At 72.4% G+C, this 22469-nt stretch carries 19 protein-coding genes; 12 read left to right on the forward strand and 7 right to left on the reverse strand.

What is annotated here, in order from left to right; translation table 11 throughout:
- The first annotated feature begins 166 nt into the window (after positions 1–166).
- The 4 genes from mutA to DEJ49_RS01765 all read left to right on the forward strand — a co-directional run bounded on the left by mutA (position 167) and on the right by DEJ49_RS01765 (position 6396).
- On the forward strand, positions 167–2017 hold the full coding sequence (mutA, locus tag DEJ49_RS01750; protein ID WP_150182032.1) for a methylmalonyl-CoA mutase small subunit: 1851 nt from the start codon (positions 167–169) through the stop codon (positions 2015–2017).
- Positions 2017–4227: a methylmalonyl-CoA mutase gene (gene scpA / locus DEJ49_RS01755; protein ID WP_150182033.1), complete on the forward strand. Its 2211-nt coding sequence runs from the start codon at positions 2017–2019 to the stop codon at positions 4225–4227. The genes mutA and scpA overlap by 1 nt, the downstream gene beginning before the upstream one ends.
- 23 nt (positions 4228–4250) lie before the next feature.
- Positions 4251–5252, forward strand: coding sequence for a methylmalonyl Co-A mutase-associated GTPase MeaB (gene meaB, locus DEJ49_RS01760; RefSeq protein WP_150182034.1), 1002 nt, complete (start codon positions 4251–4253; stop codon positions 5250–5252).
- 82 nt (positions 5253–5334) lie between these two features.
- Complete coding sequence (locus tag DEJ49_RS01765) at positions 5335–6396, forward strand: enoyl-CoA hydratase/isomerase family protein (protein WP_150182035.1); 1062 nt, start codon at positions 5335–5337, stop codon at positions 6394–6396.
- A gap of 19 nt (positions 6397–6415) precedes the next feature.
- Here the strand turns inward: DEJ49_RS01765 and DEJ49_RS01770 are convergent, their stop codons facing one another.
- From DEJ49_RS01770 to DEJ49_RS01780, 3 genes are all read right to left on the reverse strand, one after another.
- Complete coding sequence (locus tag DEJ49_RS01770) at positions 6416–6871, reverse strand: hypothetical protein (RefSeq protein WP_150182036.1); 456 nt, start codon at positions 6869–6871, stop codon at positions 6416–6418.
- Positions 6872–6933: 62 nt separating this feature from the next.
- Positions 6934–7686: an ABC transporter permease gene (locus DEJ49_RS01775; protein ID WP_150182037.1), complete on the reverse strand. Its 753-nt coding sequence runs from the start codon at positions 7684–7686 to the stop codon at positions 6934–6936.
- A gap of 2 nt (positions 7687–7688) precedes the next feature.
- Positions 7689–8630, reverse strand: coding sequence for an ABC transporter ATP-binding protein (locus tag DEJ49_RS01780; protein WP_150182038.1), 942 nt, complete (start codon positions 8628–8630; stop codon positions 7689–7691).
- Between the two features lie 109 nt (positions 8631–8739).
- Between DEJ49_RS01780 and DEJ49_RS01785 the strand changes: the two genes are divergently transcribed.
- The 3 genes from DEJ49_RS01785 (at position 8740) to DEJ49_RS01795 (ending at position 11910) form a co-directional block, all read left to right on the forward strand.
- Positions 8740–9957, forward strand: coding sequence for a sensor histidine kinase (locus DEJ49_RS01785; RefSeq protein ID WP_150182039.1), 1218 nt, complete (start codon positions 8740–8742; stop codon positions 9955–9957).
- 14 nt (positions 9958–9971) lie between these two features.
- Positions 9972–10634 carry a response regulator transcription factor gene (locus tag DEJ49_RS01790; protein ID WP_150182040.1) on the forward strand — a complete coding sequence of 221 codons (663 nt, stop codon included), beginning with the start codon at positions 9972–9974 and terminating at the stop codon, positions 10632–10634.
- 118 nt (positions 10635–10752) lie between these two features.
- A complete protein-coding gene (locus DEJ49_RS01795) occupies positions 10753–11910 on the forward strand; it encodes an ROK family transcriptional regulator (protein WP_150182041.1) in 1158 nt (385 codons plus the stop codon).
- A gap of 65 nt (positions 11911–11975) precedes the next feature.
- On the opposite strand, the gene DEJ49_RS01800 is transcribed toward DEJ49_RS01795, so the two are convergent.
- Both DEJ49_RS01800 and DEJ49_RS01805 read right to left on the reverse strand, forming a co-directional pair.
- Complete coding sequence (locus tag DEJ49_RS01800) at positions 11976–12737, reverse strand: GntR family transcriptional regulator (protein ID WP_150187985.1); 762 nt, start codon at positions 12735–12737, stop codon at positions 11976–11978.
- Positions 12738–13043: 306 nt separating this feature from the next.
- The gene (locus tag DEJ49_RS01805) at positions 13044–13934 is read right to left on the reverse strand and encodes an RNA polymerase sigma-70 factor (protein WP_150182042.1); all 891 of its coding nucleotides are present in this window, start codon (positions 13932–13934) and stop codon (positions 13044–13046) included.
- 201 nt (positions 13935–14135) lie between these two features.
- Between DEJ49_RS01805 and DEJ49_RS01810 the strand changes: the two genes are divergently transcribed.
- The 3 genes from DEJ49_RS01810 to DEJ49_RS01820 all read left to right on the forward strand — a co-directional run bounded on the left by DEJ49_RS01810 (position 14136) and on the right by DEJ49_RS01820 (position 18236).
- Positions 14136–14969: an alpha/beta fold hydrolase gene (locus tag DEJ49_RS01810; protein ID WP_150182043.1), complete on the forward strand. Its 834-nt coding sequence runs from the start codon at positions 14136–14138 to the stop codon at positions 14967–14969.
- A 134-nt stretch (positions 14970–15103) separates the two neighbouring features.
- Positions 15104–16684, forward strand: a complete 1581-nt coding sequence (locus DEJ49_RS01815; protein ID WP_150182044.1) for an alkaline phosphatase D family protein — start codon at positions 15104–15106, stop codon at positions 16682–16684.
- Positions 16685–16787: 103 nt separating this feature from the next.
- Positions 16788–18236 carry a GNAT family N-acetyltransferase gene (locus DEJ49_RS01820; protein ID WP_223832682.1) on the forward strand — a complete coding sequence of 483 codons (1449 nt, stop codon included), beginning with the start codon at positions 16788–16790 and terminating at the stop codon, positions 18234–18236.
- On the opposite strand, the gene DEJ49_RS01825 is transcribed toward DEJ49_RS01820, so the two are convergent.
- Positions 18169–19452, reverse strand: a complete 1284-nt coding sequence (locus DEJ49_RS01825) for a trans-sulfuration enzyme family protein (protein WP_150182046.1) — start codon at positions 19450–19452, stop codon at positions 18169–18171. The two genes, DEJ49_RS01820 and DEJ49_RS01825, sit on opposite strands and share 68 nt — an antisense overlap.
- Positions 19453–19512: 60 nt before the next feature.
- Between DEJ49_RS01825 and DEJ49_RS01830 the strand changes: the two genes are divergently transcribed.
- Complete coding sequence (locus DEJ49_RS01830) at positions 19513–20028, forward strand: Lrp/AsnC family transcriptional regulator (protein WP_150182047.1); 516 nt, start codon at positions 19513–19515, stop codon at positions 20026–20028.
- Positions 20029–20060: 32 nt separating this feature from the next.
- A complete protein-coding gene (locus DEJ49_RS01835) occupies positions 20061–21779 on the forward strand; it encodes a DUF885 domain-containing protein (RefSeq protein WP_150182048.1) in 1719 nt (572 codons plus the stop codon).
- A gap of 21 nt (positions 21780–21800) precedes the next feature.
- On the opposite strand, the gene DEJ49_RS01840 is transcribed toward DEJ49_RS01835, so the two are convergent.
- Positions 21801–22316, reverse strand: coding sequence for a rhodanese-like domain-containing protein (locus tag DEJ49_RS01840; protein ID WP_150182049.1), 516 nt, complete (start codon positions 22314–22316; stop codon positions 21801–21803).
- Positions 22317–22469: the final 153 nt, after the last annotated feature.

A 22469-nucleotide genomic window follows, 5' to 3' on the forward strand; every position in this document is an offset into this window, starting at 1 on the left:
GCCCGGCTGCCGCGATATCTGCCGCCATGCCCGACTTGGCGCCCGACTCGATGCCTCCGGCCGGTAATAGCCCTCTGCTCGTTTGAGATCAAGAGCCACCGGAAGAGGGCAAGGTCACAGCCATTCATGACACCCCGTGCCACGGATTGCGCCCTAGCATCGGGGCATGACGGTCCTGCCTGACGACGGGCTTTCGCTGGCCGCCGAGTTCCCTGATGCGACCCATGAGCAGTGGCACCGCCTTGTGGAAGGCGTGCTGCGCAAGTCGGGTAAGGACGTATCGGGCACGGCCGCAGAGGAAGCGCTGTCCACCGCCCTCGAGGACGGGCTCACCACCCGCCCCCTGTACACCGCGCGCGACACCGCGCCCGACGCCGGACTCCCCGGCTTCGCCCCGTTCGTCAGGGGTTCCGTTCCCGAGGGCAACACCCCGGGCGGCTGGGACGTCCGGCAGCGGTACGCGAGCGCCGACCCCGCGCGCACCAACGACGCGGTCCTCACCGACCTGGAGAACGGCGTCACCTCCCTCTGGCTGACCGTGGGCCCCGCCGGCCTCCCGGTCTCCGGCCTGGAGCGCGCCCTGGACGGCGTCTACCTCGACCTGGTGCCCGTCGCGCTCGACGCGGGCGACCAGGCCGAGCCCGCCGCACGGGAACTGCTGCGCCTGTACGAGGCCGCGGGCATCGCCGACGACGCGGTGCGCGGCACGCTCGGCGCCGACCCGCTCGGGCACGAGGCCCGCACCGGGGAGAAGGTGGCCTCCGTCAAGGGGGTCGCCGACCTGGCGCGACTGTGCGGCGAGCGCTACCCCGGCCTGCGCGCCCTGACCGTGGACGCCCTGCCGTACCACGAGGCGGGCGCCTCCGCCGCGCAGGAGCTCGGCGCCTCGCTCGCCACGGGCGTCGCGTACCTGCGCGCGCTGTACGAGGCCGGCCTCAGCGTCGACAAGGCCTTCGCGCAGCTGGAGTTCCGGTTCGCGGCCACCGCCGACCAGTTCCTCACCATCGCCAAGCTACGGGCCGCGCGCCGTCTCTGGGCGCGCGTCGCGGAGGTGTCCGGCGTTCCGGCGGCCGGCGGGCAGCGGCAGCACGCGGTGACCTCGCCCGTCATGATGACCCGCCGCGACCCGTGGGTGAACATGCTGCGGACGACCGTGGCCTGCCTGGGCGCGGGCGTGGGCGGCGCGAACGCCGTCACGGTCCTGCCCTTCGACCACGAGCTCGGCCTGCCGGACGCGTTCGCGCGCCGCATCGCCCGCAACACGTCGACGATCCTCCTTGAGGAGTCGCACCTGGCACGCGTCATCGACCCGGCAGGCGGCTCCTGGTACGTGGAGCGGCTCACCGACGAACTCGCCCACGCCGCCTGGGACTTCTTCAAGGAGATCGAGCGCGCGGACGGGCAGGTGGCGGCCCTGCGCTCCGGTCTGATCGGCGACCGGATCGCCGCGACCTGGGCGGAGCGCAAGAAGAAGCTGGCCAGGCGCCGCGAACCCATCACGGGCGTCAGCGAGTTCCCGCTCCTCACGGAGCGTCAGGTGGAGCGCGAGCCCGCGCCCGCCGCGCCGTCCGGCGGTCTGCCCCGGGTGCGCCGCGACGAGGCGTTCGAGGAGCTGCGCGCCCGCTCGGACGCCCATCTGGCGGCGACCGGCGCCCGCCCCAAGGTCTTCGTCGCCGCGCTCGGCTCCGCCGCCGCGCACACGGCGCGGGCGACGTTCGCCTCGAACCTCTTCATGGCGGGCGGGATCGAGCCCGTGCACGACCCGGTGTCGGTGGACGCGGAGACGGCCGCCGAGGCGTTCGCGGCGAGCGGCGCCACGGTGGCGTGCGTCTGCTCCAGCGACGCGCTCTACGCCGAGCAGGCCGAGGCCGTCGCGCGGGCCCTGAAGGCGGCGGGCGCCCTGCGCGTGTTCCTCGCCGGGCGCGGGGAGTTCACCGAGATCGACGAGTACGTCTTCGCCGGCTGCGACGCGGTCGCCGTCCTCACCTCCACCCTCGACCGCATGGGAGTGGCGTAATGCGGATCCCCGAGTTCGACGACATCGAGCTGGGCACGGGCGGCGGTCCGTCCCCTTCGGCTCCTTCAGCCGAGCAGTGGCATGCCGCCGTCAAGGAGTCCGTCGGCAAGTCCGAGGCGGACCTGCTGTGGGAGACACCCGAGGGCATCGCGGTCAAGCCGCTGTACACCGGGGCGGACGCGGAGGGCCTCGACTTCCTGGAGACGTACCCGGGCGTCGCGCCGTACCTGCGCGGACCGTACCCGACGATGTACGTGAACCAGCCGTGGACGATCCGGCAGTACGCGGGCTTCTCGACCGCGGAGGAGTCCAACGCGTTCTACCGCCGCAACCTCGCGGCAGGACAGAAGGGCCTGTCGGTCGCCTTCGACCTGCCGACCCACCGCGGCTACGACAGCGACCACCCGCGCGTCACCGGTGACGTCGGCATGGCGGGCGTCGCCATCGACTCGATCTACGACATGCGGCAGCTGTTCGACGGCATCCCGCTGGACAAGATGACCGTGTCGATGACGATGAACGGCGCGGTGCTGCCCGTTCTCGCGCTGTACATCGTGGCGGCGGAGGAACAGGGCGTGCCGCCCGAGAAGCTGGCCGGGACCATCCAGAACGACATCCTCAAGGAGTTCATGGTCCGCAACACCTACATCTATCCGCCGAAGCCCTCGATGCGGATCATCTCCGACATCTTCGCGTACACCTCGCAGAAGATGCCGCGCTACAACTCGATCTCCATCTCCGGCTACCACATCCAGGAAGCGGGCGCGACGGCCGACCTGGAGCTCGCGTACACCCTCGCCGACGGCGTGGAGTACCTGCGCGCGGGCCGGGACGCGGGGCTCGACGTGGACGCGTTCGCGCCGCGGCTCTCCTTCTTCTGGGCGATCGGCATGAACTTCTTCATGGAGGTCGCCAAGCTCCGCGCGGCGCGCCTGCTGTGGGCGAAGCTGGTCAAGCAGTTCGACCCGAAGAACGCCAAGTCGCTCTCCTTGCGCACCCATTCGCAGACGTCGGGCTGGTCGCTGACCGCGCAGGACGTGTTCAACAACGTCACGCGGACGTGTGTCGAGGCGATGGCGGCGACGCAGGGCCACACGCAGTCCCTGCACACGAACGCGCTGGACGAGGCGCTCGCCCTGCCGACCGACTTCTCCGCGCGCATCGCCCGCAACACGCAGCTCCTGATCCAGCAGGAGTCGGGGACGACCCGGACGATCGACCCGTGGGGCGGCAGCGCCTACGTCGAGAAGCTCACGTACGACCTGGCCCGGCGTGCCTGGCAGCACATCGAGGAGGTCGAGGCGGCGGGCGGCATGGCGCAGGCCATCGACGCGGGCATCCCGAAGCTGCGCGTCGAGGAGGCCGCGGCGCGCACGCAGGCCCGCATCGACTCGGGGCGCCAGCCGGTCATCGGCGTCAACAAGTACCGGGTGGACAGCGACGAACAGATCGACGTCCTGAAGGTCGACAACTCCTCGGTGCGCGCCCAGCAGATCGCCAAGCTGAAGCGGTTGCGCGAGGAGCGCGACGAAACGGCCTGTCAGGACGCGCTGCGCGCCCTGACCACGGCGGCCGAGCGCGGCCCCGGGCAGGGCCTGGAGGGCAACCTGCTGGCGCTCGCGGTGGACGCGGCCCGCGCGAAGGCGACGGTCGGTGAGATCTCCGACGCACTGGAGAAGGTGTACGGGCGGCACGCGGGTCAGATCCGTACGATCTCCGGTGTGTACCGCACCGAAGCAGGCCAGTCCCCGTCCGTCGAGCGCACGCGCGCGCTCGTGGACTCCTTCGACGAGGCCGAGGGGCGCAGGCCGCGCATCCTCGTCGCGAAGATGGGCCAGGACGGACACGACCGCGGCCAGAAGGTCATCGCCACCGCCTTCGCCGACCTGGGCTTCGACGTCGACGTGGGCCCGCTGTTCCAGACGCCGGCGGAAGTCGCGCGCCAGGCCGTCGAGGCGGACGTGCACATCGTGGGCGTCTCCTCCCTCGCCGCCGGCCACCTCACCCTCGTACCGGCACTGCGCGAGGAGCTGGCCGCCGAGGGCCGCGACGACATCATGATCGTCGTGGGCGGCGTCATCCCGCCGCAGGACGTCGAGGCGCTGCACGAGGCGGGCGCCACGGCGGTGTTCCCGCCCGGCACAGTGATCCCCGACGCGGCGTTCGACCTGGTGAAGCGACTGGCGGCCGATCTCGGCCACGAACTGTGAGTCGGTGAGCTGCGAGCAGAGCCATGCCTGTGACGATCGACATCGATACGTATGTGAAGGGCGTCCTCGACGGGAAGCGCGCGTTCGTCGCGCGGGCCATCACCCTCGTCGAATCGACCCGTCCGCAGCACCGCGCGCTGGCGCAGCAGCTCCTGACCGAGCTGCTCCCGCACAGCGGGCGGGCGCGGCGGGTCGGCATCAGCGGAGTGCCGGGCGTGGGCAAGTCCACGTTCATCGACGCGCTCGGCACGATGCTGACCTCGCTGGGGCACCGGGTCGCGGTGCTCGCGGTCGACCCGTCCTCGACGCGCACGGGCGGTTCCATCCTGGGCGACAAGACCAGGATGGAACGGCTGGCGCTGGATCCCGCCGCTTTCGTACGGCCCTCCCCCTCGGCGGGGACGCTCGGCGGGGTCGCCAAGGCGACGCGCGAGTCCATCGTGGTGATGGAGGCGGCGGGGTACGACGTGGTGCTCGTGGAGACCGTGGGCGTAGGGCAGTCGGAGACGGCGGTCGCGAACATGGTCGACACGTTCCTGCTGCTGACCCTCGCCCGCACCGGCGACCAGCTGCAGGGCATCAAGAAGGGCGTACTGGAACTCGCGGACGTCATCGCCGTGAACAAGGCGGACGGCCCGCACGAGCGGGACGCGCGCTCGGCGGCCCGTGAACTCGCGGGCGCGCTGCGGCTGATGCATCCGGCCGACGCGGCGTGGACTCCCCCGGTGCTGACCTGCAGCGCCCGCGAGTCCAGCGGGCTCGACACGCTGTGGGAGCGGATCGAGCAGCACCGCGCCCTGCTCGACTCGACGGGCCGCCTCGCCGCCAAGCGCCGCGACCAGCAGGTCGACTGGACGTGGTCGATGGTGCGGGACGAGCTCCTCGGCAGACTCCTCGGCCACGCGGAGGTCAAGCGGCTCGCCACGGACCTCGAACAGCGCGTCCGCGAGGGCACCGTGACGGCCACGTCCGCCGCCGAGCAGATCCTCGACGCGTTCCAGGGCGGCGACCGCGAACGTCCCTGACCGCACCCCGCGTACGCCACCCCGGTGATGCGCGTACATCCCGTGATCCGCGTACGTCCCCGTGAACGGAGCCACCCGCACCATGAGCACCGCGCCCGACGCCCCCGCCGACGCCCCCGTCCTGCACCGCCGCGAGGGCCGCGCCGGGCACCTCGTCCTGAACCGGCCGCGGGCCATCAACGCCCTGAACCACGCCATGGTCCGGCTCATGGCGGAGGCCCTGGACGCGTGGGAGCGGGACGAGTCGGTGGCGACGGTGCTGGTCACCGGCGCCGGGGAGCGCGGGCTGTGCGCGGGCGGCGACATCCGCTCGATCCACGACGACGTGCGCGCGGGCCGCGCGGCGGCGTCGGCGGCTTTCTGGCACGACGAGTACCTCCTCAACGCGCGCATCGCCCGCTACCCGAAGCCGTACGTGGCCGTGATGGACGGCATCGTGATGGGGGGCGGTGTCGGCATCTCGGCGCACGGGGACGTCCGGGTCGTCACGGAGCGGTCGCGGGTGGCGATGCCGGAGACGGGCATCGGCTTCGTGCCCGACGTGGGCGGCACGTATCTGCTGACGCGGACGCCCGGTGAACTCGGCACGCATCTGGCGCTGACGGGGACGCCGGTGGGCGCGGCCGACGCGCTGCTGTGCGGACTCGCGGACCATTACGTGCCGTCGGAGCGGCTGCCGGAGTTCACCGCGGCGCTCGCCGACGCGGACGCGGCGGATGTCGTGCGCGACTTCGCTGCCCCGGCTCCGGCCGGTGAACTTGCGGCCCGTCGCGAGTGGATCGACCACTGTTACGCCGCGGACTCCGTCGAGGAGATCGTGGACCGGCTGCACGCCAGCGGCGACCGGCACGCGAAGGAGGCGGCGGAGACGATCCTGTCCAAGTCCCCGACCTCCCTGAAGGTGACGCTGGCCGCGCTGCGCAGGGCACGTGAACTGCCCACCCTGGAAGCGGTCCTGGAACAGGAATACCGCGTGTCCTGTGCCGCCCTGGCCTCGCCCGACCTGCCTGAGGGCATCCGGGCCCAGGTCGTCGACAAGGACCGCAGGCCGCGCTGGTCGCCCGCTGAGCTGGCGCGCGTGACGGAGGCGGATGTGGCCCGCTTCTTCGAACCGACGGGCACGGACTCGCTGGGCCTCGTCTGACGGGGACCGCACGCGGCCGTCACGGCGGGTCCGTCTCCGTCACCACCGCGAGCAGCTGGAACGGCAGTTCCTTGTCCCACTGGGCGACCCCGAGGGCTATCCAGCGGCCGTCGACCCGCCACAGGTGCAGGTCAGGCACGCAGGAGCTCAAGTGCGCCCACGGCTGCGGTATCTCCTCGTCCGCCTCGCCGAGGTCCGCCGCCGCGGCGCGTTCGAAGAGGCTCGCCAGGCTGAACCGCTGCGGCGGGCCCCAGCGGTCGGCGAGGAGCACGGTCAGGGCGTCGCGCTCGGCGTCGTACTGCTCCTCCGTGAGGTGCCATCGCGTGCCGTCGTCCTCCCAGAAGGTGTCACTCGTCAGTAACTCCGCGATGTGGAACCCGGGGCCCTGGGAACCGTGCTCGGACCTGCCGTGCTCCGCGGGGAAGTCCCGGGAGCGCAGCAGGTCGATCACGGCGAGATGGTGTGCGCTGCTCATGACGTCCAGTAAAGCGGGCACCACTGACAACGCGTCATGCGTCGCGCGTTCCCCGTCACCCGTCACGCGTCGCGGCGGCGCACGGCCCACCAGCCGGCGAGCAGCACGGCCGCCGTCCAGGCCGCGCACACCGCGAGCCCCGCCCACGGGCCGAGGCTCCCGGTCGTGGTCTCGTGCAGCACCTGCTGGCCCGCCTTGTCCGGCAGGTACCCGGCGGCGCCGTCCGCGACGTCGCCGACCACGAACGAGACGATGAGCGTGAACGGGATGAGGATGCTGAGGACGGCGACTCCGCTGCGCAGGACGGCGGTCAGGCCCGCCGCGAGCAGCGCCATCAGCGCGAGGTAGACGCCGCCGCCGACGCAGGCGCGCACGGCGCCCGCGTGGTTGAGCCCGATCGCGTACTCGCCGAGGAAGGCCTGGCTGGTGAGGAAGGTGGCGAAGCCGGTGACGAGTCCCGCGAGCAGCGCGAGGCCGCCGATGACCATCATCTTGGAGCCGTAGAAGAGCCCGCGGCGCGGTACGGCGGCGAGAGAAACGCGCAGGGCGCCGCTGGTGTACTCGGACGACATCGCGGTCGTTCCGAAGCTGATCGCCGCGATCTGGCCGAAGTTGAAGGCGTAGAAGGCGTCGAAGAGCGGTTCGGCGTCCGGGTTGTCGGCCTCGGCCCGGCCGATGGTCGCGGAGGCCAGCACGGTGATGGCGAGGGTCGCGGCGAAGATGACGAGCAGCGAGATCAGGCTCGACCGCAGCGATCTGATCTTGATCCACTCGGCGTGCGTGACGGGCAGTACGGCGGAGTTCTCCATGGCCATGCTCAGGCCTCCTGACGGGGCGCGGGTGCGGTGGTGGTGCCGGCTCTGAACTGGGCCTGGTCGGCCGTCAGGGCGAGGTAGGCCTGTTCCAGGGAGGTGTGCTCGTCGGCGAGTTCGAGGACCTGGACCCCGGCGGTCGCGGCGATCGCCCCGACCTCCTCGGCCTTCACCCCTTCGACCGTCCAGCGGCCTTCGACCGAGTCCCCGAGGACGTACCCGCGGCCGGACAGCAGTTCACGGAGCAGGTCCGGGTCCGTCGTCCGTACGCGGACCCGCGCCTGGCCGTGCGACGCGATGAACTCGGTCATGGGGTCGTCCGCGAGCAGCCGACCCCGGCCGAGGACGACGAGGTGGTCGGCGAAGGTCGCGGTCTCGTTCATGAGGTGGCTGGAGACGAGGACGGTGCGCCCCTCCGCGGCCAGTCGGCGCAGCAACTCGCGGATCCAGATGATGCCTTCGGGGTCGAGGCCGTTGGACGGCTCGTCCAGCATCACGACCTCGGGGTCGCCGAGCAGAGCGGCCGCGATGCCGAGCCGTTGCCGCATGCCCAGCGAGAACGTCTTGATCCGCTTGCCCGCGACGGATCCGAGCCCCGTTTCGTCCAGTACCTCGTCCACGCGCCGGGCGGGGAGCCGGTTGCTGACGGCGAGCGCGAGGAGGTGGTTGCGGGCGGTACGCGAGCCGTGGGCCGCGTTGGCGTCGAGGAGCGCCCCTACGTGGCGCAGGGGTTCGGCGAGTTCGGTGTAGCGGCGCCCGCCCACCGTGGCCGTGCCCGAGGTGGGGCGGTCCAGGCCGAGGACGAGGCGCATGGTGGTCGACTTGCCGGCGCCGTTGGGGCCGAGGAATCCGGTGACCCGGCCGGGGCGGACGCTGAACGTGAGGGCGTCCACGGCGCGGGCCGTGCCGTACTCCTTGGTCAGGTCTTTGACGTCGATGCTGGTCATGGGCATCAGCCTGGCCGCCGCGGCCCCTTGGGGGCTTCCCCCGCCCGGGGAGATCGTCTCCCCCTCACGGGGGAGTCGTGGGGTGCGGGTGGCCTGGCACGATGGCGCCATGCCCGGCTTCCTCGGACCTCTCTCGCGTGCGGTCACGTACACGCGCTGGCTGCACATCTTCTTGGGGTCGGCCATCGCATGGGTGATCGCCTCGATCTATCCGGGGCTCTCCGAACCCTCGTACATCGACTGGGTGCTCGTCGGGGTCACCCCCGTGCCCTTGCTGGTGGCGGCTGCCCTGATGCCCGTGATCCGCAGGGCCGAGGGGCTGCAGGCCCGGATGATGCTGTTTCCCGGTCACCACGCGTCCGTGCCGGGCGGCGAGGTGGAGGAGTCCGGCATCTCCGTCGCCCCTTCGGCCTCCTGGCGGGACCGGGCACGGACCGCCGTATGGCTGGTGTTCCGCCTGGAGACGGGCGTCGCCCTGGTTCATGTGACGGGCCAGCTCATCGGAATGGTCTTCGCGCTGGTGGGTGCGAACGACCAGGCGCCGGAGACGGACGGCCTGCTGCTCACCCCGCCCGACACGGCCTGGATCAAGGTGCCGCTGAGCCTCCTGCTCGTCCTCGCGCAGCTCGGTGTGCTGCTCGCGGCGGGCCACCTGACGGCCGTGGTGGCCCGGCGTCTGCTCGGCCCCTCCCCCGCCGAACGCCTCGCCGTCATGGAGGAGCGCACCGAGCAGCTCCTCGAACGCAACCGCATCGCGCGCGAGCTGCACGACTCCATAGGGCACGCCCTGACCGTCGCCGTCGTCCAGGCGGGCGCCGCCAGGGCCGCATCCGACCCGGCGTTCACCGCACGGGCCCTGGAGGCGGTGGAGGAGACGGGGCGGGCCGCGCTGGAGGACCTGGAGCGGGTCCTGCGGGTGCTGCGCGAGGACGAGCAGCCCGTGAGCGGGCGGCCGACGCTCACCGACGCCGACCGGCTGCTCCAGTCGGCGCGTGCCTCGGGCGCGAAGGTCGACATGGAGGTGACGGGTCCGGTGGAACGGCTGCCAGGACCCGTCTCCCGTGAGGGCTACCGCATGCTCCAGGAGGCGCTCACCAACGTCCTGCGCCACTCCGGCCCCGTGCCCGTGCGCCTGCGTATCGCCGTGGACGACGCCCGCCTGGTGATGAACGTGCGCAACGCGCTGCCGAGCCCCACCGGTTCGACGGGGCGCGGCGGCAGCGGGCTGCGCGGCATCCGGGAACGGGCCACCCTGCTCGGCGGCCGGGCCACCACGGGACCGCACGACGGCGACTGGCAGGTGCACGTCGAACTGCCCCTGAAATGATCTACGCTGGCCGGATGACGGTCACCGTGCTCCTCGTCGACGACGAACCCCTCGTACGCGCGGGCCTGCGTGCCGTCCTCGAGGCGCAGCCGGACATCCGCGTGGTCGGCGAGGCGGCGGACGGCGCGGCGGTCATCCCCCTCGTCCGCGAGCTGCGCCCCGACGTGGTCGCGATGGACGTCCGCATGCCGCTGCTCGACGGCATCGAGGCGACCCGCGCGGTGCTGCGCACCGTGCAGGATCCGCCGAAGATCCTCGTGGTCACGACCTTCGAGAACGACGAGTACGTGTACGAGGCGCTGCGCGCGGGCGCCGACGGGTTCCTGCTGAAGCGCGCGAGGCCCGCGGAGATCGTGCACGCGGTGCGGCTGGTCGCCGAGGGCGAGTCGCTGCTGTTCCCCGCGGCGGTCCGGCAGCTGGCGGGCGAGTACGGCACGGAGCGGGGCAATCCGGAGGCCCGGGACGCGCTGGAGAAGGCCGCGCTGACCGAGCGTGAGGCGGAGGTGCTGCGGCTGATGGCGCGCGGCCTGTCGAACGCGGAGATCGCGGCCCGCCTCGTCGTGGGCACGGAGACGGTCAAGTCGCATGTCAGCGCCGTCCTCGGGAAGCTGGGGGCGCGGGACCGGACGCAGGCGGTCATCGCCGCGTACGAATCCGGTTTTGTCTCGCCGGGGTGACGGCGCTGCCTGCCGGGACGACGGTGCCGGACGCGGTACGGACGGGCCCGGCACTCGCCGCCGTACCGTCCTGCGAGTACGATCCGGCCATCACGCGCACGAGCTGGGAGGACGGACGTTGGGGCAGCTGAGCGGCGGGGACCCCTCCCTGTTGCGGCGTATCAACTCCGCGGTGGTGCTGCACGCGCTGCGCGCCGCGGACTTGGCGACGCTCACGGAGATCACCCGCGTGACCGGGCTCTCCCGGCCCACCGTCGAGGGGGTCGTCGAAGGGCTCATCGAGGCCGGGCTCGTGGTGGAGTCGGCGGCCGAGGACGGCGGCGCGCGGCGCCAGGGCCGGCCAGCGCGGAAGTTCCGGTTCCGGGCGGAGGCGGGACATCTGCTCGGTCTGGAGATCGGCCCGCACCGGGTGGCCGCCGTGCTCTCGGACCTGGACGGCAAGGTCCTCGGGGCGGCGTCGAAGGCCGTCTCCGCGGAGGCGTCCGCGGACGACCGGCTCGAACGTCTGCGCACGGCGGTCGCCGATCTGCTGCGCCGCGCCGGGATCGCCCGCAGTTCGCTGCGGGCCGTCGGGGTGGGCAGCCCCGGCATCCTGGACGCGGACGGCACGGTGCGGCTGAGCACGGCGCTGCCCGAGTGGACGGGGCTTCAGCTGGGCGAGCGGCTGCGCCGGTCGTTCAAGTGCCCGGTCCTGGTGGAGAACGACGCCAACGCCGCGGCCGTCGCCGAGCACTGGAAGGGCGCCGCGACCGACACGGACGACGTGGTGTTCGTCCTCGCGGGGCTGAGCCCGGGGGCCGGTTCACTGATCGGCGGGCGCCTGCACCGGGGTTACGGCGGCGCGGCGGGCGAGATCGGCGCGCTGCACCTGCTGGGCCGTGAGGTCACGCCGGAGACGCTGCTCTCGACCACGGACGAGCCGCTGCACCCCTTGGACGAGCAGGCCGTCGCCGACGTGTTCGCGCACGCGCGCGAGGGCGACGAGCGGGCGAAAGCGGCCGTGGAGCGGTTCATCCAGCGGCTCGTGCACGACGTGGCCGCCCTGGTCCTCGCGCTCGATCCGGAGCTGGTCGTCGTGGGCGGCTGGGCGGCGGGTCTCGACGGCGTCCTTGAGCCGCTGCACCGGGAGCTGGAGCGCTACTGCCTGCGGCCGCCGCGGGTGGCTCTCTCGCTGCTGGGCGAGGCGGTCGTGTCGACCGGGGCGCTGCGGCTGGCGCTCGATCACGTCGAGGAGCAGCTGTTCGCCGTCGAGGGGACCGTCACCGCACGGCGGTGAGAGTCCCCTGACGAAACGAACGAAGCGAACGAGCCCAATGAAGCGGGCGGCGCGGGGGCGCGGCGTCAGGAAGCGCGGCGCTCCGTGTCGTGGTGTATCTCGACCCCGCCGGAGTCCCCGAACGTGAGGCGGCAGGTGTCGGCCCGGTAGGTGGCCACGGAGACCGCGGCCGTGCGCCCCTCGGCGAAGAAGCGCGTCGTCACGACGAGCACCGGTGCGCCGGGCAGGCGGTCGAGGGCCTTGGCGTCGTCCGCGCGGGCCGAGCCGAGTTCGACGGCGCGGTCCTGCCCTTCGAGGCCGAGCCGGGACAGCTCGCGCAGGACGACACGCGCGCGTGCCGCGCCGGACGGCTCGTCCATGCCGGTCAGTTCGGCGACCGACGACGTGGGCACGTACAGCAGCTCGGCGGCCACGGGCTGGCCGTTCGAGACGCGGGTGCGGCGCACCACGTGCACCTGCTCGTCCGCGGCGGTCTCGAGCATGCGGGCCACGTCCGCCGGCGGGACCGCCGGGGCGCAGTCCGCGAGCTGCCAGGCGTCGCCGACCGCGCCCGGCCACGAACCCTGCGCGGATCCGACGGCCACGCCCATCCGCGGCGGAGCGACGGTGGTGCCCACTCCGCGGCGGCGCTGGAGCCTGCCTTCGAGTTCGAGCTGTTCGAGAGCCTGCCGGAGGGTGGCGCGGGCGACACCGAAACGGGCGGCAAGGTCGCGCTCGTTCGGCAGGATCTCGCCCACGGAGAACTCGGAGTCGAGCGCCTCACTGAGCACGGTCTTCAGATGCCAGTACTTCGGCTCCGGCACCGTTTCGAGCTGCGTGGTCCCCACCCTGTCCTCCGCAATCGCCGTGACCGGCGGCGTTTTAGCGCCCTTGTTTATTAAAGGTTCCTGCACTATCTCTGCGACCATAGGCCCGCACCCACCCTTGGTCAAGACCAATCCTCGATCCGTTACAGCCTGCACAGGGACGATGCCACAGAGCATTCATGCGGAGTTCGCGCGGGGCCAAGCAGGCGTAATCGGCCAGCCGCACGTGAACGGCCGGCGAAGAACACACGAATGAGCCCCCGCCGATCGTGGCGGGGGCTCTGAGCTGCGGCGACGCACCGCTCGCCGCGATGCGCGGCCGGAACCCTAGGGGGCGAGCGACACGAGCTTGTCCGGATTGCGGACGATGTAGACGTCCTGGATGAGGCCGTCGGCGACGTCCAAGCGGAACACGCTGTCGGGTCGGCCGTTCACGAGGACGAGGAGGCACTCCGCGCCGTTCGCCTCGATGAAACGGACTTCCAGTTCGCGCGCCTCCGCGGCCACCTTGCCCGCGGTGCTGTGCAGGAAGCGGCCCACCTTGTCCGCGGACTCCAGGACGCGCAGCGGCGCCTTCGACTTGCCGCCCGCGTCGCCGACGAGCCGGACGTCCGGCGCGAGGAGCGACATCAGCCCGTCGAGGTCGCCCTCGGTGGCGGCGGCGAGGAAGCGCTCGGTCAGGTCGCGGCGTTCGGCGGGGTCCACCTTGTAGCGGGGCCGGCCCTCGTCGACGTGCTTGCGGGCCCGGCCCGCGAGCTGGCGCACGGCGGCCTCGCTGCGGTCGAGCGTGACCGCGATCTCGGCGAACGGGAACCCGAACGCCTCGCGGAGCACGAACACCGCCCGCTCCAGGGGCGAGAGGGACTCCAGGACCACGAGGACGGCGAGGGAGACGGACTCGGCGAGCACGGCCCGCTCCGCGGTGTCGGGCACGGACGACCCGAGGTCGGTGACGTAGGGCTCGGGGAGCCACGGCCCGACGTAGGCCTCGCGCCGGGACTGCAGGTGGCGCAGGCGGTCGATGGCGAGCCGTGTGGTGACGCGCACCAGGAACGCGCGGGGTTCGCGCACGTGCTCGTGGTCGGACTCCGACCAGCGCAGCCAGGCCTCCTGGACGACGTCCTCCGCGTCGGCCACGCGGCCGAGCATGCGGTAGGCGACGCCCATCAGGGTGGGTCGGTGCTCTTCGAAGACGTCGGTGATGGTGTCGGTGGCCACGGTCCTATCCCAACCCACGAAGCACCGCCTGTCCAGGCACTTCGACTGCGGTACGCGGCACACTCACCGACGCGGGGGACCGCTCGCCCGAAGCGTCCGCGACCACCCTCTTGAACTGCGGGCTACTGGGCGGTAATTGTTGCTGACAGCGCGTCTAACACATCGGGGAACCGTCGTCCGGCGGCGGGGACAGGAGCAGTCATGGCCGCAGAGGTCTCCTTCAGCGTCGCGTCGCACGGCGGGCCGCACACCGTGACGATCTCCTACGAACGGGCGGGCGCGGGCGAGCCGTTGCTTCTGCTGCACGGCATCGGCCACCACCGGCAGGCCTGGGACCCGGTGTTCGGGATCCTGGCCGCCGAGCACGACGTGATCGCGGTCGACCTGCCGGGCTTTGGCCGCTCCCCCGCACTGCCCGAGGAACTGGAGTACGGTCTGCCCGCGGTCGTCCCCGCGCTGGGCGCGTTCTGCGAGGCGCTGCGGATCGAGCGGCCGCACGTGGCGGGCAACTCCCTGGGCGGACTGCTGGCCCTGGAAATGGGCCGCGAGAAGCTGGTCCGCTCCGTCACCGCGCTCTCCCCCGCCGGTTTCTGGACGCCCGCCGAGCGCCGGTACGCGTTCGGCACGCTCCTCGCGATGCGGCGGGCCGCGCGTCTGCTGCCGCGTCCCGCGATCGAGCGGCTGTCGACGAGCGCGGCCGGGCGCACGGCGCTCACGAGCACGATCTACGCCCGCCCTTGGCGCCGTTCCCCTCAAGCGGTCGTCGCCGAGACGCTCGCGTTGCGCGAGGCCACCGGGTTCGAGGCGACACTCCTGGCCGGCCGTGATGTCCTCTTCCAGGATGACGTGACGGGCCTCCCTGTCACCGTCGCCTGGGGCACGAAGGACCGGCTGCTCCTGCGCCGGCAGGGCGTACGCGCGAAGCACACGATCCCCGGCGCGCGCCTCGTCCGGCTCCCCGGCTGCGGCCACGTGCCGATGAACGACGACCCCGCCCTCGTCGCCCGCGTCCTCCTCGACACCTGCCGCCGCTGACTGGAGGCAGTCTCCGCGCGGCGGTTCCCCCCGGCCTGTGGTGAGTTGTTCACTTGGGCTTCGTGTGGACGCTGTGGCGCGGTACCGGCCGGGCGCACGCACACTGGTCGCACCCGTCAACTGGAGGCGCATTTATGTCGCAACGTCAGCCGAGCCCGTCCCCCCGTCGCCGCAGCGTGCTGCGCGGATCGCTCGCCGTACCGGCGGCGCTCGCCGTGCCCGCGCTGGCCGGGGCCGCTCCGTCGCTCGCCCTGTCGGGCCGCCCGAAGGCCGGGTGGGGCGTCCAGGCCGGAGACGTGACGGCGCATTCGGGGCTCGTCTGGGTCCGCTCCGACCGACCCGCCCGGATGATCGTGGAGACCTCCGCCACCGAGTCGTTCCGCCATCCGCAGCGGTGGCGCGGCCCGCTGCTCGGCCCGGACACGGACTTCACGGGGACGACGCGGCTGCGCGGGCTGCCCGCGGGCGAACAGATCCACTACCGGGTGCTGCTCGCCGACCCCGACGACCCGCGCCGCACGGGCAAGCCGGTGACCGGTACGTTCCGCACGACGCCGAAGGGCCGCAAGCAGGACGTCCGTTTCCTGTGGTCGGGTGACATCGCGGGCCAGGGCTGGGGCATCAACCCGGACCGCGGCGGCTACCGGATCTTCGAGGAGATGCGCAGACGCGACCCGGACTTCTTCCTGTGCAGCGGCGACAACATCTACGCCGACGGCCCCATCCTGCCGAGCGTCACGCTGCCCGACGGCACGGTGTGGCGGAATGTCACGACCGAGGAGAAGTCCAAGGTCGCCGAGGACCTGAAGGAGTTCCGCGGCGCGTTCCGCTACAACCTGCTCGACGACAACCTGCGCCGGTTCAACGCCCAGGTGCCGTCGATCGTCCAGTGGGACGACCACGAGGTGCGCAACAACTGGTACCCGGGGCAGATCCTGGACGACCCCCGGTACACGGAGAAGAACGTGGACGTCCTCGCGGGCCGCTCGCTGCGCGCGTTCAGCGAGTACTTCCCCATCTCGACGCTCCCGCCGGGTGACGAGGACGGCCGGGTCTACCGCGTGCTGCGCCACGGCCCGCTCCTGGACGTGTTCGTCCTCGACATGCGCACCTACCGCAACGCCAACTCCCCCAACCGGCAGCCCGACGACACCACCGGCATCCTCGGCGCCCGGCAGCTGGCCTGGCTCAAGCGCGAGCTGTCCCGTTCGCGGGCCGTGTGGAAGGTCATCGCCTCCGACATGCCGCTGGGCATCGTCGTCCCGGACGGCAGGGAGAACTTCGAGGCCGTGGCGCAGGGCGACCCCGGCGCGCCGCTGGGCCGCGAGCTGCAGATCGCCGAGCTGCTGCGGCACATCAAGCACCAGAAGATCACCGGCACGGTGTGGCTGACCGCCGACGTGCACTACACCTCCGCGCAGCACTACGACCCGTCGCGCGCGGCGTTCAAGGACTTCGCGCCGTTCTGGGAGTTCGTGTCGGGGCCGCTGGCCGCGGGCGGCTTCCCCGCGACGAAGCTGGACGGGACGTTCGGCCCCGAGCAGAAGTTCATCAAGGCGCCGAACCGCGCCAACACGTCTCCGGCCGAGACGCCGCAGTACTTCGGCGAGGTCGACATCGACGGCGGCAGCGGCGAGTTGACGGTGCGGCTGCGCCAGGAGGGCGGCGGTGTGCTGTTCACCAAGGTGCTGCAGCCCGGCCGGGTCGGGCAGTAAGCGAATCGCCGCCAAAGGGGCAGATGACCTCTTTACCCATCAGTCACAGGGCGTTCGTGATCAGGAAACACCGGTCCAGCACAGTGAACGTATGAGAGCTGACATGTCTGATGTGACACGGACCAAGCACGGACGCCCCGTTCATCACTGGCGGCGCGACGTGGTGGAACTGGCGGCCCTGTTCACGGCCGTGGCGGTGGCCGACGCCGTCGCGAACATGGTGGGACACGGGCCCGACGGTCCCGGCCTGCTGGTCGTGTCGGCCGTGGTGCTGCTCGCCACGGCCGGCTTCCACACCTGGTGGGCACGGCGCCACGACCACGCCCCGCCGCCGGCACCCGATACCGTCGCCCGGCCGCCCGCGGACGCGGAGCAGGCCGGGCGCACCACGACCTCCGCGACCACCGCGACCACCGACGACGCGGTCGCCCCGGGGACCGACACCGGGACCACCCTCTGGCGGATGCGCACGACCGTCCGGGACGAGCCGGGCTCCCTGGCCGCGCTGTGCGTCGCGCTCGCCGAGCGCCGCATCGACATCCTCAGCCTGCAGGCGCACCCGCTGGCCGAGGGCACCGTCGACGAGTTCCTGCTGCGCGCGCCCGCGGACCTCGCCGGCGCCGAGATCACCCGGTCGATCGCGCGGGCGGGCGGCACGGGCACCTGGATCGAGCGCGCCGACGCCCACGACCTGGTGGACGCCCCCACCCGCATCCTCGGCCTCGCCACCCGCACCGCCCTCGACGCGGCCGAGCTCCCCCTGGCCCTGCGGCACCTCCTGGGCCGCTGCACCATCCGCTCCCTGCCCGCCGCGCGCACAGGGACCCGCGGAGACGAATCCGCCCGTCCTGAGTCGATCCCGGTCGACGGCGTACTCGACGGCACGGTGCTCAAGCTGAAGGGTCCCGACGGCGAGGTCATCACCGTCGAGCGCCCCTATCTACCGTTCACTCCCACCGAGTTCGCCCGCGCGCGGGCCCTCGTCGAGCTCGACACCCGGCTCGGCCCGCGCATCCCGCGGAGCCAGGACGTCCTGACGCTCCCCGAGGGCAACTCCATCACCGTGCGGCGGGCCGACACCGCCGACATCGAGGCCGCCAAGGCCATGCACGAGCGCTGCTCGCCCGCCACGCTGGACAAGCGCTACCACGGCCCTGTGCACGACGCCGACCGCTACCTCAACCACCTCCTCAGCCCCCGCTTCGGCCGCACCCTCGCGGTGCGCACCGCGTCCGGCCGGATCGTCGGCATCGGCCATCTCCTGTGGGACGGCGACGAGACCGAGGTGGCGCTGCTCGTCGAGGACGAGTGGCAGCGCCGCGGCATCGGCGGCCAGCTGCTCGGCCGGCTGGTGGCGATGGCCGTCGAGGCGGGCTGCGAGAGCGTGTACGCGGTGACGCAGGCGTCCAACACCGGCATGGTGGCCGCGATGCGCGGGCTCGGCCTGCCGCTCGACTACCAGATCGAGGAGGGCACGCTGGTGATCACGGCCCGCCTCGACGCGACACCGGTCGGTTCGCGGCTGCCGTACGACCACGCGCAGCGCCCCTGAGGGCCTGCCTTTGGGCCCCCGCCCGCGCGGGGATGGTGACCGGGACGGGGCCGAGCGCCCTGTCCAGGTCTCGCCAGAGGTCGTCGACGTCCTCCAGGCCGCACGACATGCGCAACAGCCGGTCGCCGACGCCGGCCGAGCGCCGGTCCTCGGCGTCCACCACCCGGTGGCTGATGGATGCCGGGTGCTGGATGAGCGAGTCGACGCTGCCGAGGCTGACCGCAGGGGTGATCAGCCGTACGCCTGCGATCACTCCGTGCGGGTCGCCGCGCACCTCGAAGGCGACCATGGCGCCGCCCATCCGCGGATAGTGCACGCGCTCCACGCGCGGGTCGGCGGCGAGGCGGCGTGCCAGTTCCGCCGCGTTCGCCGAGGCGGCGCGCACCCGGACGGGCAGCGTGGCCAGGCCGCGCAGCAGCAGGTATCCGGCGAGGGGGTGCAGCACCCCGCCCGTGGCGAAGCGGACCTGGCGCAGCCCACGGGCGAGTTCCTCGTCGCACGCGACCACGCCGCCGAGGACGTCGCCGTGCCCACCGAGGTACTTGGTGGCGCTGTGCAGCACCAGACGGGCGCCGCTCTCCGCGGGCCGCTGCAGCACGGGGGTCGCGAAGGTGTTGTCGGCGAGCAGCGGGACGGTGCCGCAGGCGCGGGCGACCGCGGCCAGGTCGAGTTCGGCGAGCGTGGGGTTGGCGGGCGACTCGACCATGACCAGGCCGGTGTCGGGGCGGATGGCGTCGGCGATGCCCTCGGGGTCCACCCAGGTCACCTCGGTTCCGACGAGTCCCGCGGAGAGCAGGTGGTCGCTGCAGCCGTACAGCGGCCGGACGGCCACGACATGGCGCAGGCGCGCGGATCCCCGTACGAGGAGCACCGCGGTCAGCGCCGCCATGCCGCTCGCGAAGGCGACGGCGCTCTCGGTGCCTTCGAGGCGGGCGAGTGCCGTCTCGAAGCGGGCGACGGTCGGATTGCCGAGGCGTGCGTAGACCGGCGGCCCGTCGTCGAGGACGCCTTCGGCGGCGAACGCGTCGATGCGGGCCGCTTCGCCGCGGCTGTCGCGGGAGGGGTAGGTCGTGGAGAGGTCGATCGGCGGGGCGTGCAGGCCCATTTCGGCCAGATCGTCCCGTCCCGCGTGCACGGCTTCGGTGGCCAGGGCGCGTGACGGTGAGGCGCTGTCCGCGGAGGGTGTGTGCGGTGCTGTCCCGGTGTTCGCTTCCATGCCGCACAGGCTGAACATCGCACGGGGTCAGGGGGACACACCCCGTGCTACGTTCGGCCGATGGCCGATTCCGTCGCACTGGACCCGGTGGATCTCCACATACTGCGCGTGCTGCAGAACGATGCCCGGACCACGTACAGGGACCTGGCGGCGCAGGTCGGTGTCGCGCCGTCGACGTGCCTCGACCGCGTGACGCGGCTGCGGCGTTCCGGGGTGATTCTCGGACATCAGCTGCGCCTGGACCCGGCGAAGCTCGGCCGCGGGGTCGAGGCGCTCCTCTCCGTGCAGGTCCGGCCGCACCGGCGGGATCTCGTCGGCCCGTTCGTGGAGCGCGTCAGGGCGCTTCCGGAGTCGCTGTCCCTGTTCCATCTCACGGGCCCGGAGGACTTCCTGGTGCACGTGGCGGTGGCCGGGCCCGCGGATCTGCAGCGGCTCGTCCTCGACAAGTTCACCGCACGGCGTGAAGTGGCGCGCGTCGAGACCCGGTTGATCTTCCAGCAGTGGGCGTGCGGTCCGCTGCTCCCGCCCGACTCCGCGCCCGGCACCCCGCAGGATTCGCCGAGTGAATCATGGTGACGCGCACCGCCTCCCTGTACGACGATGTCCGCATGTCAGCCACTGAGAACCCGCATGCGAACGCCGCTCCCCTGCCCCGCGCCGTCGCCGACGCCTACGTCGACGAGCTCATCGCCCTCGACCCCATCACGGGCACCTACCTCGGTGTCGAGGAGAGCAACAGCAGGCTCCCCGACACCTCACCCGAGGGCCAGGAGGCCCTCGCCCGGCTGGCGCGCACGACCCTGGCGCGGCTCGACGAGGCGGAGCGCACGCCCGGTGCGGACAGCGAGGCCGAGCGCCGCTGCGGGCGGCTCCTGCGGGAGCGGCTGACCGCGCAGCTGGCCGTGCACGAGGCCGACGAAGGGCTGCGCGCGGTCGGCAACCTGGACACGATGCCGCATCAGGTACGGGAGATCTTCACGGTCTCCCCCATGGAGACGGAGGCCGACTGGGCGGCGATCGCCGAGCGGCTGCGCGCCGTACCGGCGGCGTTCGAAGGGTACCGGGCCTCCCTCGAACTCGGTCTGGACCGGAAGCTGTTCGGGCCGCCGCGCCCCACCGCCACCTTCATCGGGCAGCTCACCGAGTGGGCGGGTGAGACCGGCGACCACCCGAGCGGGGGCGGCTGGTTCGACGACTTCGCGGCGGCGGGCCCGGACGCCCTGTGCGCCGACCTGGACGCCGCCGCGCGGGCCGCGACCGCGTCGGTCGTGGCGCTGCGCGACTGGATGCGCGACGTGTACGCCCCCGCGATCGAGGGCGCCCCCGACATCGTGGGCCGCGAGCGCTACGCCCGGCTTTCCCGCGAGTGCAACGGCGCCGATCTGGACCTGGACGAGGCGTACGCGTACGGCTGGTCGGAGTTCCACCGGCTGCTCGCGGAGATGCGGACCGAGGCGGAGAAGATCCTGCCCGGCGCGGCCACGCCGTGGGTCGCGCTCGCCCACCTCGACGAGCACGGGACGCACATCGAGGGCGTGGAGGAGGTCCGGGTCTGGCTGCAGGAGCTGATGGACGAGGCGATCGACGCCCTGGACGGCACCCACTTCGAACTCGCCGAGCGCGTGCGGAAGGTGGAGTCCCACATCGCGCCGCCCGGCGGCGCCGCGGCCCCCTACTACACGGGTCCGTCCGAGGACTTCTCGCGGCCTGGCCGTACCTGGCTGCCGACGATGGGCGAGACCCGCTTCCCCGTCTACGACCTCGTCTCCACCTGGTACCACGAGGGCGTGCCCGGCCATCACCTCCAGCTCGCCCAGTGGGCGCACGTGGCGGAGAACCTCTCCCGCTATCAGGCGACCGTCGGCATCGTCAGCGCCAACGCGGAGGGCTGGGCGCTGTACGCGGAGCGGCTGATGGACGAGCTCGGCTTCCTGACCGACCCCGAGCGCAGGCTCGGCTATCTCGACGCTCAGATGATGCGCGCGCTGCGCGTCATCGTCGACATCGGCATGCACCTGGAACTGGAGATTCCGGCCGACTCCCCCTTCCACCCGGGCGAGCGCTGGACGCCGGACCTGGCCCAGGAGTTCTACGACGCGCACTGCAGCCGTTCCACGGAGTACGTGGCCAGCGAGATGACCCGCTATCTGACCATTCCGGGTCAGGCCATCGGGTACAAGCTCGGTGAGCGTGCCTGGCTGCTCGGCCGTGAGAACGCGCGGAGCCGGCACGGCGCCGCCTTCGACGCGAAGGCGTGGCACATGGCCGCCCTGTCGCAGGGCTCCCTGGGCCTTGACGACCTGGTGGAGGAGTTGTCCGGACTCTGACGACGTGACGGCGCCGGGCGGTCAGCAGCCGCAGTCCCCGGCGTCCAGGGGAGCCGTGAGCGGGTCGGCGTCGCGCCGCTCACGGCCCTCCCACGTCTCGAACTCGAACCCTTCGCGCGCCCAGTACTCGAATCCGCCGAGCATCTCCTTGACCTGGTAGCCCAGTTGGGCGAGGGCGAGGGCGGCACGGGTCGCGCCGTTGCAGCCGGGCCCCCAGCAGTAAGTGACGACCGGCACCGCCTTGTCGAGGAGTGCCTCCGCCTGCTCGGGGATGAGGGCGGTCGGCAGGTGGACGGCTCCGGGGACGTGCCCCTGGTCCCACGAGGCGGTGGACCGGGTGTCGATCACCACGAAGCCCGGGTCGCCGTCCCCGGCGAGCGCGGAGGCCACGTCGGACACGTCGGCGTGGAAGGCGAGGGATGCGCCGAAGTACGCGGCGGCCGCGGCCGGCGCGGCGGGCGGCACCCGCAGGACCGCGTTCCGAGCGGGAGCGGGGGCTGAACCAGGGGCGCTGAGCTGCGTGTTCGTGTTGTTCATGGCGGAAAATCTACGGGCGGCGAACGGAACTCTGAAGCGGTGATTCCCGGCGTCCGCGCGGGTTCACCGGCAAATCCCCGGTAGTTCGACGTTCTACGAACCCAATCCCCTGCGGACCTTCGAACCAGCGCTTGACAGGGTTGTCGTGAAAAC

Source organism: Streptomyces venezuelae (genome assembly GCF_008642335.1).
GTDB lineage: Bacteria > Actinomycetota > Actinomycetes > Streptomycetales > Streptomycetaceae > Streptomyces > Streptomyces venezuelae_F.